The sequence below is a fragment of the Paenibacillus sp. sgz302148 genome, assembly GCF_056120465.1.
On sequence record NZ_JBVYOJ010000003.1, the window covers coordinates 318,288 to 333,796 of the forward strand.

The following is a 15,509-nucleotide window of genomic DNA, read 5'->3' on the forward strand; positions in this document are numbered from 1 at the left end:
ATACTGCCCTCACCCTACGCGTATAAGCTACGAACGCAGCAGCAGTCCCGCCGCGCCAACGACGCCCGCGTCATTGCCGAGCTGCGCCGGCACGATTTCTACGCCTTCTTGCGCCACTTCCGGCGCGTAACGCTTGAATACCTCACGAATTTGCTCGAACAGGAATTCGCCCGCCTTCGACACGCCGCCGCCGATAATAAACCGCTGCGGATTGACGACAACGGCAATCGCCGCCATCGATTTGCCGAGATAGAACGCTGCGCGCGCGACGATGCGCGCGGCCACTTCGTCGCCGGCCTTCGCCGCGTCGAACACGTCCTTGGCCGTAATTTTCTCGACGGCCGACAGCGTCGTCCGGTCGCCGCGCTCCACGGCATCGTTCGCCATGCGGATAATGCCCGTCGCGGAAGATACCGACTCCAGGCAGCCCATCCGTCCGCAGCCGCATTGAATCGCTTCCAAGTCGGGCACGACCGACATATGGCCGAGCTCGCCGGCCATGCCGGAGAAGCCTTGATAGATTTTGCCGTGAATGATGATGCCGCCGCCTACGCCGGTGCCGAGCGTATAACATACGCAGTTCGGCACGCCTTTGCCTGCGCCCGCCCATGCTTCGCCAAGCGCCGCAACGTTGGCGTCGTTGTCGATCTTCACCGTCTTGCCCAGCTTTTCTTCCAATATCTTCTTCACCGGCACGTTGCGGAATCCAAGATTCGGCGAAAACTTCACGAATCCTTCCGGAATGTCCATAAAGCCGGCAATCCCCGCGCCGATTCCTTCTACTTGCTCCCATGTATATTGCGATTGCTCCACAATCTTGCGTACATATGTGCAGATGTTGTCCAAAATTGCATCCGGACCGTTCTCCGTGCCCGTCGGGCCTTCGTACGTTTGGATCAGCTCTCCGTCTTCGTTGCAGATCCCGACCTTAATCGCCGTACCGCCCAAGTCGACGCCAATATAGATTTTACTCGACATCTAAATGACACCTCTACAAATCTAGAATAATCACTCCAGTAACACTATAAGCTATGCCTAGAACAAGGTCAAGTAAGAGGCGCCTACGCTCCCAGGAATTGCTGCAAGCTACACAAACTTCCCGATTTTGCCGAGCAGCCTTTCCAGGTCGACCGGCTTCGTGTCGAAGTCGTCGCATCCTGCCGCAAGCGCCTGTTCCCGATCGCTGTCCATGGCATGCGCCGTCAGCGCGATCACGGGAATCGCCTTCGTCCTGTCATCCGCCTTAATCCGCCGCGTCGCCTCCCAGCCGTCCAGCAAGGGAAGGCTCATATCCATCAGGATGAGATCCGGCTGTCCCGACCCCGCCATCGCGACGCCTTGCTCGCCGTCCACGGCGATCATCACTTCATACCCTTTCCGGGCGAGCCGCCGGGACAGCATATCCCGGTTCATTTCGTTGTCTTCCACGAGCAGTATCGTTTTCATGTCGCACTCCGTTCTACCGATCTGGCGATCCAGACCCGGATTTCCTGCAGCAGCGATTCGCGGTTAAACGATCCCTTCTGTACGATCTTCTCCACATAACCGTTCAACCTCGCGCGATCCTCGCCCGTCATATGCTTCGCCGTTACGACGATGACCGGAATGGATCTCCACGCCTCCTGCTTGCGCAGCTCCTCGACGAATTGGAAGCCGTCCATCTCCGGCATCATCAAATCGAGCAGTATGATTTCCGGCTGTTCTTTCGCCATGCTATCCAAGGCAATTCGACCGTTGCTTGCCCGCCTGACCCGATAGCCCTCCTTCACCAGCACCTTGGTCATCATCTCGCTGGTGGTGACATCGTCCTCGATCACAAGGATGCTGTTCGCCTGGCGGTTCGGTACGTACTTGTCAAGCATGGACACAAGCCGCTCCCGCCCGACAGGCTTGGTCATAAATTCCGAAGCGCCGAGTGCGTAGCCCAAGTTTTTGTCGTTCATCATCGTTACGATAATGACCGGAATGCGGGCCAATTCGGGTGTATTCTTAAGCGTCGTCAAGACGGTCCAACCGTCCATGCTCGGCATCAGCACGTCGAGACAGATCACATCCGGCTTCAGCTCCATGGCAAGGCGCAACCCTTCTTGCCCGCTCTGGGCAAGAACGACACGCCAGCCTTCCTTGCTGAGATAGCGCTGGATGAGCTGAAGTGATGACGGCTCGTCGTCGATGACGAGCACCGTGCAGACGCCTTCGGCTGCTGACGCCGGCGGCTGGGCCGGTAAATCAAGCTCCTCGCTCGAGACCTTCTGCGAGGGCAGCCAGAACGAAAACTCGCTGCCCGCCCCATACTCGCTCCCAACCGCAATTTCACCGCCGAGCATGCGGCAGAACCGCTGGCTGATCGCAAGTCCAAGGCCGGTGCCGCCGTATTTGCGCGTCGTCGAGGAATCGGCCTGCATGAACGCTTGGAACAGGTTGCCCAGCTGTTCCGCCGTCATCCCGATGCCGGTATCCTTGACGCGGAACAGCAGGCCGTTCCGGCCTTCCCGCTGCTCGTACGCAGCCGTTAGCGCGATTTTGCCGTTCGACGTGAACTTGCTCGCGTTGCTCAGCAAATTAAACAAAATTTGCCGCAGCTTCGTCACGTCGGTGTTGATTTCCCCTTGCGGATAATCTACCTCGAGCGTATTGCCGTTAGCCTCTACCAGAGGAGCAACGGTCGCGAGCACGTCTTCGACAAGACCTGACACATCGCAGGATTCGAAATATAGATCCATTTTGCCGGCTTCGATTTTGGACAGGTCGAGGATGTCGTTGATGAGCGACAGCAAATGCTTGCCTGCCTTATTGATCTTGGACGCATCGTCAGCGAACATCGTTTCGCCAAGCTCCTCGGCCTCCTCCTGGAGCATTTCGCTATAGCCGATGATGGCATTGAGCGGCGTCCGCAGCTCGTGACTCATATTGGCCAGGAACTGGCTCTTGATCAGGTTCGCTTCGACCGCCTCGTCCCGCGCTCTGGCAAGCTCCGAAGTACGCTCCTTGACCATTTCCTCCAAATGCTCGTTCAGTAGATGCAGCTCCCGGTTCATTTCATAAATTTCGCGCGTTTTTTCTTCGGCGATATTCTCCGCTTCCTTGCGCGCTTTGCGTTCTTGTTCCAACTGTTTGCGCAGCAGCTCGATTTCCGTCATCTTCTTACACCTGCCGATCTAGCGTAAATCGGGCAGCCGTGCCATCGCCCGTTCCGTCCGGACATGCACTCTACCCTTTCCAAAAAAGCCGTAAAAACGATGTCTTTCATCAACAATCCCTGCTTCCTTCGCGTTAGCGCGAAAATATGTAGTAGACTCGTTTTACGTCCGATTCCCCAGCACAACCCGCTTAAACGCGTCCACGACACGCGGATCGAAATGCTTTCCGCACTGCCGGTCTACTTCCTCCAATGCCTCCTCCGGCGTCCAAGCCCGTTTGTACGGCCGCTCGTGCGTCAAGGCGTCGTAGAAATCGGCAAGCGCCACGATGCGCGCTGCAAGCGGGATTTCCTCCCCCTGCAGGCCATTCGGATAACCGCTGCCGTCCCACTTCTCATGATGCGACAGCGCGATCGCTTCGGCAACCTCCAATACCTCAAACTGGCTGCCCGACAAAATGGAGGCGCCGATCGAAGTGTGAGACTTCATTTGATCGAATTCCTCCGGCGTAAATCGGCCCGGCTTTAACAAGATGTCATCCGGAATGCCGATTTTGCCCAAATCGTGCAGCGGCGCGGCAAGCCGGATCAATTCGGTCTCCCGCTTGGATAATCCGAGCAGCCTTGCGATTTCCCCCGACATGCGGCCGACGCGCTGCGTATGCTGGCCCGTCATGTCGTCGCGGAACTCGGATGCGCGCGCAAGCAGGTGGAGGATTTCGTGCTTCGCTTCCTCCAATTGCACCGTCCGCTGCTTGACCTTGCGGTCGAGCATGGTGTTCTGCCCATGCAGCTCCAAATAAAGATAACGGGTTTTGAGCAAATTTTGGATCCGCAAAATCACTTCTGTCTTATCGAACGGCTTCGTCAAAAAGTCGTTAGCGCCTTCGTGCAGCGCCTTCTGCCGAGCTTCCGGTGTGACGTCCGCCGTGAGCACGAGAATCGGCAGGAACGTATCATCCTCCATCAGCTCACGCAATCGGCGAATCGCTTCGAAGCCGTCGACCTCCGGCATATGCAAATCGAGCAATACAATATCCGGCTGCACATCACTGAACAGCCGAACAAGCTCCTGCGGTTTCGTGGTTGCGTGCAGATGAACGAACCCGGCACGCCTTAATATCCGGTCAAGCAAGCCGATATTGTATTCCTGATCGTCCACAATCAAAAATTTCGCCTCTGACAGCCATTCCTTGTCCATGATGTCGTGCTCCTCTACCCGAAACATTATTCCTTCTAACGAGATTCTATCGATTGATGTCGTTTATTGTCAATTGACTTTTCCAATATGTTTCTGAATAATCGCAGGCAACTTGGTTAAGATGAGAACGTTTTTAGTTCGCAATGGTGCATAGGAAACCAATCAACTTTACCGGCAGAGGAATGGAGGAAATCTAATGATGAGCAATGAACATAGACTGCAAAATCTAGTGTGCCTGGTGACCGGCGGCGCATCCGGGATCGGCCGCGGGGCGGCAATCCGGCTTGCGCAGCACGGCGCCAAGGTTGGGATCGTCGATCGACACTCAAGCGATGCAAGCCTTGTCATGGAGCACATTGTCAGATCAGGGGGCGAGGCTATGGCGGTTGGCGCGGATGTGGCTTCCGCAGCCGATATGGAGCGAGCCGTGAAGGAAATTGTCGAAAGATGGGGACGGCTCGACATCGTTTTCGCCAACGCGGGCATCAACGGGACGATGGCGCCGATCGAGGATATGCCGCCGGAAGACTGGGACGAGACGCTTGGCGTCAATCTGCGCGGCACGTTTCTTACTGTCAAATACGCCATACCTTATTTGAAGAAACAAGGCGGCAGCATCATCATCACGAGTTCCATCAACGGGAACAGGGTGTTTTCCGGCTTCGGATTTTGTGCCTACAGCACAAGCAAAGCCGGTCAGGTCGCGTTCATGCAAATGGCGGCGCTGGAGCTGGCGCAATATAAAATCCGCGTCAACGCGATTTGCCCCGGCGCGATCCAAACGAACATCGGCCAGAGCACGCATCCTACGCCGGAGCTGAAGGAAATCGAAATCCCGATCCAATTCCCGGAGGGAGACCAGCCGCTGGAAGAAGGACCGGGCAAACCGGAGCAGGTGGCCGACCTTGTCCTGTTCTTGGCTTCCAAGGAATCGTCGCACATTACGGGAACATCGATTTATATCGACGGGGCGGAGTCGTTGTTGCGGGGGTAAGAGGCTGTCATTGCGAATGCATTCGGTTGTAAGGGGGCTGGACTAGTAGCAGCTGTAGCCTGGTTTAGCTTTAGCACTACACTGGCTCCGGCTCCTGCTGCTCCTGCTGCTCTTGCTGCTCCTGCTGCTCTTGCTCTTGCTCTTGCTCTTGCTCTTGCTCTTGCTCTTGCTCTTGCTCTTGCTCTTGCGTGGCTTTAGCTTTACGTTTGGCTAGCTCCGGTACTGGCTCCGGCTTCCTCTCCCCCTTCTAATCACAGCATTGGCGAAAAATAAATGGATTATATGTAGTTATTTTTAGCGTTTTGCACTGGGACCGACCAATTAACTGGATTTCATGTATTTAATTTGCAGGCATTCCGCCTAATCCAGTCCCTAGCTAAATATTAACTACATGTTTTCCAGTTATTTAGTATTTTTGTAGTAATACAAATAAAATTAACTACATGTTTTCCAGTTATTTTCTCTTGAGTGGAGCGGTCAAACATAGCATCGCAAAAAAAAGAGACCGCCCTCATCGAGAAACGGCCTATACCCGAACTCATATTGCCATACTGGACTCCCTAGCTTCACTTGTGCTGATTCATCCTTCTGGACTCCTTAGCCTGACCTGTGCTGATTCATCCTTCTGGACTCCTTAGCCTGACCTGCGCTGATTCATCCTTCCGGACTCCCTAGCCTGACCTGACCTGATTCATCCTTCTGAACTCCCTAGCCTGACCTGTGCTGATTCATCCTTCAACTCCCTAGCTTCACTTGCGCTGATTCATCCTTCTGGACTCCCTAGCTTCACTTGCGCTGATTCATCCTTCTGGACTCCCTAGCTTCACTTGTGCTGATTCATCCTTCTGGACTCCTTAGCCTGACCTGTGCTGATTCATCCTTCTGGACTCCCTAGCCTCACCTGTGCTAATTCATCCTTCTGGACTCCCTAGCCTCACTTGTGCTGATTCCTTCTGGACTCCACTAGCCTGACATGAACTGATTCATCCTTCTGGACTCTCTAGCCTGACCTGTGCTGATTCATCCTTCTGAACTCCCTAGCCTGACCTGCGCTGATTCATCCTTCTGGACTCCGCTAGCCTCACCTGAGCTGACTCCTCCATCTGGACTCCACTAGCCTGACATGAACTGATTCATCGTCACTGGACTCAATCAACCTAATGTGAATTAATCTAGCCACGCTGGATTCCATTTGCCGAAATTAATCCATCTTCGCTGGACTCCAATGTCTTAACCTGAACTGAACTCGCCTGGCCCAAATCCTTCTTATACCAAACTTATACCTTACCTAACTAACCCCTTCTCCCCAACAAATTCATTACTTTTCATTGTTGCTTATACATTCGCATCAAGCGCGCGGCACAAAACCGACAAGGCCCCCTCACTTCCTCTACGCCAGCTTAAAGCGTAAGGCTCCAGTCATGCACCGCGTTATGCTCCAGAAACTTCTCGCAATCGAGCGCGGCCATGCAGCCCGATCCCGCCGCCGTAATGGCCTGGCGGTATTTGTGGTCCTGCACGTCGCCGCAGGCGAATACGCCAGCCACGTTCGTTTCGGTCGTGCCCGGCTTCACCGCGATATAGCCTAGCTCGTCGGTATCGATTTGCCCGCCCAGAAACTTCGTGTTCGGCGTATGGCCGATCGCCACGAACAAACCGTCCGTTTCGATCACTTCATCTGCGCCGGTATCATTGTTATGAACCTTGAGCCCGGTGACCCCTTTGTCACCGGCGATCACCTCAAGCGGCGTCCGGTTCAGGCTCCATTTGATCTTGCCGTTCTCGCGGGCGCGATCCTGCATAATCTTGGAGGCCCGCAGCTCGGCGCGGCGATGGACTAGTTCGACTTCGGACGCGAAGCGCGTCAAGAAGTTCGCCTCCTCCATGGCCGAGTCGCCGCCGCCGACCACGATGATCTTTTTGCCCCGGAAGAAGAAGCCGTCACACGTCGCGCAGGTGCTGACCCCGCGTCCGACATTGTCCTTCTCTCCCGGAATGCCGAGATATTTGGCCGATGCGCCCGTCGAAATGATGAGCGATTCCGCCTCCAGCTCGCCGATCCCTTCCACCGAAAGTTTGAAAGGCCGCTTCGACAGATCGACCGAGTTCACCCACCCGGATCGGAAGGCGGCGCCGAACCGCTCGGCCTGCTTGCGCATATGGCCCATGAGCTCCGGCCCCATGATGCCGTCCGGAAATCCCGGGAAATTCTCCACCTCGGTCGTCGTCGTTAATTGGCCCCCGGGCTCCGGCCCTTCGATGACGAGCGGGCTCAAATTGGCGCGCGCCAAATAAATCGCTGCCGTCAGTCCCGCCGGACCCGTGCCGATGACAATCGTTTTGTGCATAAGGCTTACCCCCTGTTGAAAATAAGAAAAACTTCTATCGAAGACCTTCAAGGATGAGCGACCGTTACTCAACCCACAAAGTGAAGATCTGCTTCGGAGCTTATTCCGATTACTAAAAAGTTTGCGTAGCAAACTTGCATCGGAAGCGATACTGCGGGGACCCCAAAATTGCGGAAGTTTGTTCTTGGTAAAGAAAGTTCACTTTCGCTTTAAGCTTCAGCGAACTCACATCCCTTAACGGTAAAAAAAAGGGACAACATTTGATAAAGATCAATGTTATCCCTTTTACTATTTACAACTTCAGTTCTCCGTAAACTTCGGAAAAATCGCCTTCATTTTTTCCTTGATGCCGCACGTTTCGTCGATCCATTTGGCATATTTGCTGACCGTCGTAATCGAAGTCCCGTATTGCAGCGCGACCTCGTGATACGATATCGCCCGTCGGTGCATTTTGGCGGTCAAATATTCAAGCGCCGCAGCCCAGCCTTCAACTTTGTTGATCTTCGGCACTTCAGGGTACAAGCGGGTCAGAAACTCCACCCACAGCGTTTGCAGATCATGCTGCTGGATCATGTCGTACCGCTTGTTCATTTTGCGAAGCGCGGTTTCCATCACGGACTGCCACTTTTCTTCCCAGACGGGCAGGCTGGGCGATAACAGCGCAGGATCCACTTCCGTTTCCTTGCCGTTCAGGTGAGCCCGGATCGGCTGTTTCACGCCCATCGTCCGCAGCACGAAGACAGCTACTTTCTTCAGGTAATCGTCCTCGTCAGGCTCCAGCAGAAATGCCCGCAGCGTCTCCTCCACCTCGTCGTCGGCAATCATGCCGAGCGCCTGGATGACCTGCAGCTTCGTGTGCGGGTCGCCGTGGCGCAACGCCCAGAAAAAGGACGAGCGAACGAGCGGATCGCGCTTCAGATGATCGGGGATGCCGGTCTCCGATTGCTCCCACATCCGGAACTGCTCGTCGAACGGCAGATGGTAATGGTAGCTGAGCGGGACTTCCCGGCGTCCAGCGATGCCGCTTGCTTTCAGCTCCGGCAGACGGTCCAGGTAAAAATGCGAAATCTCCGAGCCCGGATCAAGCTTCGCCGCTTGCAGCCAATACCGTTCCGCTTCGGTGAATTTCCCGATATTGCAAGCCGCAACCGCGGTATAATGATACAAGCAAGGATCGTACCCCGCTTCGGGATCCTTCAGCAGCGACCGGAACAGCCGATACGCCGTTTCGTGCTCCCCCAGAATGCCCATCGTCGTCGCCAGCTTGAAGCTGATCTCCGAATGGAACGGGTACGTTTTTTTCAGCAGCTCCACGAGCGGAGCCAGCTGTTCGCGGTCGCCCGCATGCTGATAGAAGATCGCCAGGTTGCATAGCGCATGCATATTGCCGTGCTCATGCTCCAGCACTTCCCCGATCGTCTCCATCGCTTTATCGAAATAACCCATGTAATAATAGGCCAAGGCCAAATTGTTGCGAGATGCCGTGAAGTCGGGAAAATTAACCGCAAGCTTCTCCAGAATGCGGACCGCTTCCGCGAACCGGCCCTCCTCGAGCATCGAGCGCGCTTTGTCATGCTCGAACAACGCTTCCCGGCTTTTGATCGTCTTAAGCTTCGTCGGACGGGACAGCTCGATACCGAACATCTCCATCATTTCTTCGGACTCTTCCAAGTAGTGTCCGACCGGATCGTTCTCCAAATACGTGACGAGCGATTGCTCCGCTTCCGCAAAATTTTCCATGTTGGCGTAATTATTGGCCATATAATAGTGGCATTCGGTCATGCTTGGATCAATATGGTCCAGAACGTGCCGCAAAATGTCGTTGGACTGCTCGAAATTGCCCATCTCGGAAAGAATACCCGCCATATTGCAATGGTTGACCGGATTTTCCGGCTCGTATTCGACAGCACGGCGAAAGTACTTCAATGCCTTGTCGTAATGGTATCGATCCAGATTGCGGACGGCTCGTTCGAAAAAGAACGTGGCATCGAGCTGCAGCGGGATGACGTTCTGTGGTTGTATGTGCGCAGCGACACGCTTTTTCTTCTCCATGGCAAGGCACCTCCGGTAGATCATAATGGGCGAATAAGAAAAGTTTCAATTCGAAGCCTACTCCACGACGAATGACCCTGCGTAAGAGGAAGCTTTTCTTGCCAAATAGAATTTAGAGCACCGAGTTATCTGCGGAAAACTTATAAATTCTATTACGGTCAAGATAAACGGCTTGCGCCGTCGACATTGGGCGCGGTGAATCTTATAAAGTCTATGTTTTAAGAAGAGTATACCACGACCCGACTCGCGAACGAACCGGAAACGGGCTGTCGAATTATAGTCCTTTATCCTTGAACAACGTGCTGATCGAACCGCCTTGCAAAATAATGCGGATCGTTTCCGACAGCAGCGGCGCGACGGAAAGAACTTTGAATTTATCGGAATGATTGTCCGCAAGCGCAATCGTATCGGTGACGACGACTTCCTTAATATTCGGATGATCCAGGCGCTGCAGCGCCGGTCCCGAGAACAGCGGATGCGTCGCGCAGACGAATACGTCCTCCGAGCCTCGTTCCTTCAAGCCTTCAACGACGTTGACGATCGTTGTTCCCGTGTCGATCATATCCTCGATAATGATCGGCGTCCGGCCTTCCACGTCGCCGATGACGTGCGTGATGACGGCTTCGTTATGAGCCGGGCGATTCTTGATCATGATCGCGAACGGCGAATTCAAGTAGCTCGCCAGCTTCTCCGCGGTCGAGGCGCGTCCGGCATCCGGGGATACGATAACCGGATTCGGTATGTTCTTCGACTTCAAGTAATCGCTGATTAGATCCAGCGCGGTCAGGTGGTCCACCATGATGTTGAAGAAGCCTTGGATCGCCGGCGCGTGCAAGTCGATCGTAATGACGCGGTTCGCGCCTACGGTTGTCAGGACGTCGGCAACCATCTTGGCCGAGATCGGCTCGCGCGGCTTCGCCTTCCGTTCTTGGCGGGCGTAGCCGTAATACGGGATCACGACATTTACCGTGCGCGCAGCCGCACGTTTGGCTGCGTCGATCATGACGAGCAGCTCGACGAAATGATCGTTAACCGGGTTGGAAAACGTCTGAACGAGAAATACGTCGCAGTTCCGGATTCCTTCCTCGTAATGGACATAAATTTCCCCGCTTTTGAAACGGGACAACTTGATTTTCCCTAGCGGCTGTCCTAGCTCGTGGCAGATACGCTCCGCCAGCTTTGGATTCGAGGAACCGGAAAAGATGCGCAACTTGTCGGAAATCATGATACCCTCCTAAATATTTGTGAAGCTTTCGCTAATTTATACCGAGCAAAAACCGATACAGCTACATTATACATGGATTCGGCCAATTTTCAAAAAGTAATCATCTGGCGTTTGCGCTCGGAAAATGTCGCCAGCTGCCGAAATCCAATGTCTTTCAGCATCTCGCGCGCCTGATCCAAATATTGGCCGAGTCTCTCCGGCTGATGGGCGTCGGAGCCGATCGTCACCGGAATGCCTTGCGCGAAGCAATATTCCAGCATGCGGCGGCTCGGGAACATTTCCTGCGCGGGCATCCGCAAGCCGGACGCGTTCAGCTCGATGGCCAGATCGTGACGTTTGACGGCGTCTAACGCCGCATGCTCAAGCGCGATTACGTCGGCAAGCCGATCCTCGGGCGGCTTAAAGCCGAACCGTTTGATGACGTCGATATGGCCGATGTAGTCGTAAAAGCCGGTCGCGGCCGCTTTGATCACGGCATCGTAATATCGGGCATAGACATCGAAGACGTCACGGCCTTCCCAGCCATGAGTTTGGCGGAAGTCGGTGACGTCCCATTCCCCGAGAAAATGAACGGAGCCTATGACGTAATCCCAGTCATAGGCGCGGACAAGCCGTTCGATCTCTTTCTCGTAGCCTTCGATGTAGTCGCCCTCCATGCCGATGCGAATATCGATCTGGCCTGCATATTTTTGTTTGAGAGCAAAGCACTCCTCAACATAACGCGGCAGCTCGTTCATCGGCATCGCCATTTCCGGATAATACGAAGCCGGATCCACATGAATAAGCGGCATATGATCCGACAGTCCGAGCTGCGACAGCCCGATGGCGATGCCTTGACGCACGTAATCTTCCAGCTCGCCGACGGCGTGGCCGCAGCGGGCGTGGTGCGTATGATAATCGATCAGCATGAATGCGTTCCTCCGTTTGTCCGTTCTTTCGTATCCGTTCGGTTTACTTCTTCGCCTTCACATGCCGGCGGTCCAGCTCGCTCAGCAGCTGATCGAACGGCAGCTTACGCTCGCGCAGCAGTACCATCAGATGGAAGATTAAATCACTCGCTTCGTAACGCAGCTCATCGTTATCTTTATTCTTCGCGGCGATAATGACTTCCGCCGTTTCTTCGCCGACTTTTTTCAAAATTTTGTCGACGCCCTTCTCGAACAAATACGTCGTATAAGCGCCTTCCGGACGCTCCGCGTCGCGCTGCGCGATGACCGACTCCAGCTTGGACAAAATCGCGAAGCGATCCGCTGCGGGCTCGGCTGCACCAGGAATTGCACATCCTTCAGGAGTGCAAACCTCCACGCCTTCGGCACCGGACATCACGAGCAATCCAGGTGCTGCGCCATCGCCTTCTGCTGCCGGAGCGGCAGCAGCCGACAACGGAATGTCGTTGTAGAAGCAGCTGTAACGCCCTGTATGGCAAGCGGGGCCTTGCTGCACAACGCGTACGAGCAGCGTGTCGCCGTCGCAGTCGTAGCTCATCGACACGATTTTTTGCTTATGGCCGGACGTTGCGCCTTTATTCCAGAGCTCCGAGCGCGAACGGCTCCAAAACCAGGTTTCTCCCGATTCTACAGACAGCTTCAGCGATTCCTTGCTCATGTACGCCATCATTAGGACGTCTTTGCTGACATCGTCTTGGACGATTGCAGGCACGAGTCCTGCCTCATCCCACTTGATCGCGTCGATAACTTGTTCAAGCGATCCCGCTATATATTGTTCCGTCACCGGACTTCAACCCCTTTGTGTCTCAGGTCGGCTTTGACCTGATCGATCGTCATTTCCTTATAATGAAAAATCGTAGCGGCGAGCCCCGCGTCCGCGTTTCCTTGCTGGAACACCTCGGCGAAATGCTCGACGCGTCCCGCGCCGCCGGAAGCGATAACCGGAATCGTCACGAGATCGGATACGGCTCGCGTGAGCGGAATATCGAAGCCGTCCTTCGTGCCGTCGGCATCCATGCTCGTCAGCAAAATTTCGCCGGCTCCAAGCTTCTCCACCGTCTTCACCCACTCCAGCACCTTGATGCCCGTGCCGTTGCGGCCGCCGTGCGTGAACACTTCCCATTCGCCCCATGTCTCATTATACTTGGCGTCCACCGCCACGACAATGCACTGGGAGCCGAATTTACGGGCGCCATCCGAGACGAGCTGCGGATTTTTGACCGCCGCGGTATTGATGCCGATTTTGTCGGCGCCTGCGCGCAGCAGACGCTTCATGTCATCGACATGTGAGATACCGCCACCCACCGTGAAAGGAATCGTGATCTCGCCGGCGGTCTTCTTAACGACCTCGATCATCGTCGCCCGGCCTTCGACCGAAGCCGATATATCGAGGAATACAAGCTCGTCCGCGCCTTCGCGGTCATACGTCGCCGCAAGCTCGACCGGATCGCCCGCATCGCGCAAGTTGACGAAATTGACGCCTTTGACGACACGCCCGTCCTTCACGTCAAGGCAAGGGATTATTCGTTTCGCTAACATGTCCGTCCTCCTCCTCCCTGGGCTCATCCGAGCCCATTAGCCGCCGCCCAACAGGTTCAGGAGCGGCAATAATCGATGACATCGCGGTAAGCTAGCTGACCGCCGAATATATCAAGCGCGCTGCCGATCGTGATGTCCAGCTTGCCGTTCGTAATTTGGCGGAAACGCTCCAAATCGGCAATCGACCTGGCGCCTCCGGCGTACGTCGTCGGAATCGTTGTCCATTCCGCCAATTGTGACGCCAGCCGTTCCTGTACGCCTTCGCGTTTGCCTTCAACGTCCACCGCGTGAATCAAGAACTCGCTGCAGTACTCCTCCAGCATCGCAATGCCCGCTGCATTGACTTCAAAATCGCTGAACGTCCGCCACTGATTCGTGACGACGAAGTACTTTCCGTCCCGCTCCTTGCAGCTCAGGTCGATCACGAGCCGATCTTTGCCAACTTTTCCGACAATGGCGTTCAGATGATCCATATTGAGCTTTCCGTCTTGGAAAATATACGAAGTCACAATCACATGCGACGCGCCCATGTCCAAATAACGCGCCGCATTCCCTTCATGAATGCCGCCGCCGATTTGCATGCCGCCCGGATAAGCGCGAAGCGCTTGCTCGGCAGCCTCTTCGTTGCCGCCGCCCAGCATGATGATATGGCCGCCGGTCAACCGGTCATCGCGGTACATCGCCGCATAATAATCGGCCGTATGGCCGGATACGAAGTTTTCGACGACGCGGCTTGCATCCTGCTGCAGCGTTTCGCCGACGATCTGCTTGACCTTGCCTTGATGAAGATCGATACATGGCCTGAATTTCACGATACATTCCCTTTTTCTATCGAAGTTTGTAGTGCCGTTCCCGCTCCGCACAAGTTCAAAAAGTTGCCCAGCAGCTTCATGCCGAGCTCGCCGCTTTTCTCCGGATGGAACTGCATGCCGTATACGTTGCCGCGGCCGACGATCGCCGTCACTTGCTGGTAGTAGTCCGTCGTCGCGAGCAGATCCGATGCGACCTCCGGCTTCACGTGGTAGGAATGGACGAAATAAACGTGCCCTTCCGCAAGTCCCGCGAACAACGGGCTATTCTGCCCGAAGGCGAGCCGGTTCCAGCCCATATGCGGCACCTTATAGCTGCCTTGGAAGCGGACGACGCGCCCCGGCAGCAAATCTAACCCCTTGTGCTGCCCATGCTCTACGCTTTCGCTGAACAGCAGCTGCATACCTAGACAAATGCCGAGCAGCGGTTTGCCGGAAGCCGCGTAACGCTTCACGACGCCATCAAGCCCAGTAGCCGCCAGCTCCTCCATTGCGTCGCCGAACGCGCCGACGCCAGGAAGAATCGCGCCGTCCGCCGCCATGATTTCCGCTTCGTCCGAGGTCACGACCGCTTCATAGCCAAGGCGTTCAACCGCTTTGCTCACGCTATGCAAGTTGCCCATTCCATAATCGATGATCGCAATCATGGCTTACAGCACTCCTTTCGTCGAAGGAACCCCCTGTACGCGCGGATCGATGCTCGTCGCTTCGTCGAGCGCCCGTCCAAGCGCCTTGAACACCGCTTCGATCATATGGTGCGTATTGACCCCGTAATGAACGATGACATGCAATGTCATGCGGGCTTCCAGCGCAAGCTTCCATAGGAACTCATGCACCAGCTCCACCTGGAAGCTGCCCACCTGCGTGGATGGGTACGATGCACGGTATTCAAAATGCGGACGGTTGCTCAAATCGACGACAACTTGAGCAAGCGCCTCGTCCATCGGCACGAAAACGCTCGCGTAGCGCTTGATGCCTCGTTTGTCGCCGAGCGCGTCCTTCAGCGCTTGCCCTAAGCAAATTCCGATATCCTCCACCGTATGATGATCGTCGATGTCGACGTCCCCGATCGCTTCAACCTTCAGATCGAATTGTCCATGCTTCGTGAACAAATCGAGCATATGGTTCAGAAACGGCACATCCGTTTCGAGTTCCGATACGCCCGTGCCATCCACCGCAAACGAAAGCTTAATGTCGGTTTCGTTCGTCTTGCGCGCGACGCTGCCTTCGCGTTTCATGTTTTGCTCCGCCATCT

At 55.1% G+C, this 15,509-nt stretch carries 14 protein-coding genes; 1 reads left to right on the plus strand and 13 read right to left on the minus strand.

Annotation, left to right across the window (positions count from 1 at the left end; all coding sequences use genetic code 11):
- Positions 1–27: 27 nt before the first annotated feature.
- From AC0LWM_RS06800 to AC0LWM_RS06815, 4 genes are all read right to left on the minus strand, one after another.
- Positions 28–978 (minus strand): ROK family glucokinase, encoded by a 951-nt coding sequence (locus AC0LWM_RS06800; RefSeq protein WP_474674152.1) that lies wholly within the window; start codon positions 976–978, stop codon positions 28–30.
- Positions 979–1,086: 108 nt separating this feature from the next.
- Entirely contained in the window at positions 1,087–1,446 is a 360-nt protein-coding gene (locus AC0LWM_RS06805) for a response regulator (RefSeq protein ID WP_474674153.1), read from the minus strand.
- Positions 1,443–3,140, minus strand: coding sequence for a response regulator (locus AC0LWM_RS06810; protein ID WP_474674154.1), 1,698 nt, complete (start codon positions 3,138–3,140; stop codon positions 1,443–1,445). Before AC0LWM_RS06810 ends, AC0LWM_RS06805 begins: the two co-directional genes overlap by 4 nt.
- A gap of 162 nt (positions 3,141–3,302) precedes the next feature.
- Positions 3,303–4,340 (minus strand): HD domain-containing phosphohydrolase, encoded by a 1,038-nt coding sequence (locus AC0LWM_RS06815; RefSeq protein WP_474674155.1) that lies wholly within the window; start codon positions 4,338–4,340, stop codon positions 3,303–3,305.
- Positions 4,341–4,539: 199 nt separating this feature from the next.
- Here AC0LWM_RS06815 and AC0LWM_RS06820 point away from each other — a divergent pair, with 199 nt between their 5' ends.
- Entirely contained in the window at positions 4,540–5,334 is a 795-nt protein-coding gene (locus AC0LWM_RS06820) for an SDR family oxidoreductase (protein WP_474674219.1), read from the plus strand.
- Between the two features lie 1,400 nt (positions 5,335–6,734).
- Here the strand turns inward: AC0LWM_RS06820 and trxB are convergent.
- From trxB to hisB, 9 genes are all read right to left on the minus strand, one after another.
- Positions 6,735–7,682 carry a thioredoxin-disulfide reductase gene (trxB, locus tag AC0LWM_RS06825; RefSeq protein ID WP_474674156.1) on the minus strand — a complete coding sequence of 316 codons (948 nt, stop codon included), beginning with the start codon at positions 7,680–7,682 and terminating at the stop codon, positions 6,735–6,737.
- A gap of 300 nt (positions 7,683–7,982) precedes the next feature.
- Positions 7,983–9,734 carry a tetratricopeptide repeat protein gene (locus AC0LWM_RS06830; RefSeq protein WP_474674157.1) on the minus strand — a complete coding sequence of 584 codons (1,752 nt, stop codon included), beginning with the start codon at positions 9,732–9,734 and terminating at the stop codon, positions 7,983–7,985.
- A 274-nt stretch (positions 9,735–10,008) separates the two neighbouring features.
- On the minus strand, positions 10,009–10,959 hold the full coding sequence (locus AC0LWM_RS06835; protein WP_474674158.1) for a ribose-phosphate diphosphokinase: 951 nt from the start codon (positions 10,957–10,959) through the stop codon (positions 10,009–10,011).
- A gap of 89 nt (positions 10,960–11,048) precedes the next feature.
- Entirely contained in the window at positions 11,049–11,867 is an 819-nt protein-coding gene (hisJ, locus tag AC0LWM_RS06840) for a histidinol-phosphatase HisJ (RefSeq protein ID WP_474674159.1), read from the minus strand.
- 43 nt (positions 11,868–11,910) lie between these two features.
- Positions 11,911–12,690, minus strand: a complete 780-nt coding sequence (hisIE, locus tag AC0LWM_RS06845; protein ID WP_474674160.1) for a bifunctional phosphoribosyl-AMP cyclohydrolase/phosphoribosyl-ATP diphosphatase HisIE — start codon at positions 12,688–12,690, stop codon at positions 11,911–11,913.
- Positions 12,687–13,445 (minus strand): imidazole glycerol phosphate synthase subunit HisF, encoded by a 759-nt coding sequence (gene hisF, locus AC0LWM_RS06850; protein WP_474674161.1) that lies wholly within the window; start codon positions 13,443–13,445, stop codon positions 12,687–12,689. The genes hisIE and hisF overlap by 4 nt, the downstream gene beginning before the upstream one ends.
- 56 nt (positions 13,446–13,501) lie before the next feature.
- On the minus strand, positions 13,502–14,257 hold the full coding sequence (hisA, locus tag AC0LWM_RS06855; protein WP_474674162.1) for a phosphoribosylformimino-5-aminoimidazole carboxamide ribotide isomerase: 756 nt from the start codon (positions 14,255–14,257) through the stop codon (positions 13,502–13,504).
- Positions 14,254–14,901, minus strand: a complete 648-nt coding sequence (hisH, locus tag AC0LWM_RS06860; protein ID WP_474674163.1) for an imidazole glycerol phosphate synthase subunit HisH — start codon at positions 14,899–14,901, stop codon at positions 14,254–14,256. The genes hisA and hisH overlap by 4 nt, the downstream gene beginning before the upstream one ends.
- Positions 14,902–14,904: 3 nt before the next feature.
- Positions 14,905–15,507 (minus strand): imidazoleglycerol-phosphate dehydratase HisB, encoded by a 603-nt coding sequence (gene hisB, locus AC0LWM_RS06865; protein WP_474674164.1) that lies wholly within the window; start codon positions 15,505–15,507, stop codon positions 14,905–14,907.
- Positions 15,508–15,509: the final 2 nt, after the last annotated feature.

Excerpts from the sequence above, each read along its gene's own strand:
- AC0LWM_RS06800 (WP_474674152.1), bottom strand. The coding sequence starts at position 978 with ATGTCGAGTAAAATCTATATTGGCGTCGACTTGGGCGGTACGGCGATT.
- AC0LWM_RS06805 (WP_474674153.1), bottom strand. The coding sequence starts at position 1,446 with ATGAAAACGATACTGCTCGTGGAAGACAACGAAATGAACCGGGATATG.
- AC0LWM_RS06810 (WP_474674154.1), bottom strand. The coding sequence starts at position 3,140 with ATGACGGAAATCGAGCTGCTGCGCAAACAGTTGGAACAAGAACGCAAA.
- AC0LWM_RS06815 (WP_474674155.1), bottom strand. The coding sequence starts at position 4,340 with ATGGACAAGGAATGGCTGTCAGAGGCGAAATTTTTGATTGTGGACGAT.
- AC0LWM_RS06820 (WP_474674219.1), top strand. The coding sequence starts at position 4,540 with ATGAGCAATGAACATAGACTGCAAAATCTAGTGTGCCTGGTGACCGGC.
- trxB (WP_474674156.1), bottom strand. The coding sequence starts at position 7,682 with ATGCACAAAACGATTGTCATCGGCACGGGTCCGGCGGGACTGACGGCA.
- AC0LWM_RS06830 (WP_474674157.1), bottom strand. The coding sequence starts at position 9,734 with ATGGAGAAGAAAAAGCGTGTCGCTGCGCACATACAACCACAGAACGTC.
- AC0LWM_RS06835 (WP_474674158.1), bottom strand. The coding sequence starts at position 10,959 with ATGATTTCCGACAAGTTGCGCATCTTTTCCGGTTCCTCGAATCCAAAG.
- hisJ (WP_474674159.1), bottom strand. The coding sequence starts at position 11,867 with ATGCTGATCGATTATCATACGCACCACGCCCGCTGCGGCCACGCCGTC.
- hisF (WP_474674161.1), bottom strand. The coding sequence starts at position 13,445 with ATGTTAGCGAAACGAATAATCCCTTGCCTTGACGTGAAGGACGGGCGT.
- hisH (WP_474674163.1), bottom strand. The coding sequence starts at position 14,901 with ATGATTGCGATCATCGATTATGGAATGGGCAACTTGCATAGCGTGAGC.
- hisB (WP_474674164.1), bottom strand. The coding sequence starts at position 15,507 with ATGGCGGAGCAAAACATGAAACGCGAAGGCAGCGTCGCGCGCAAGACG.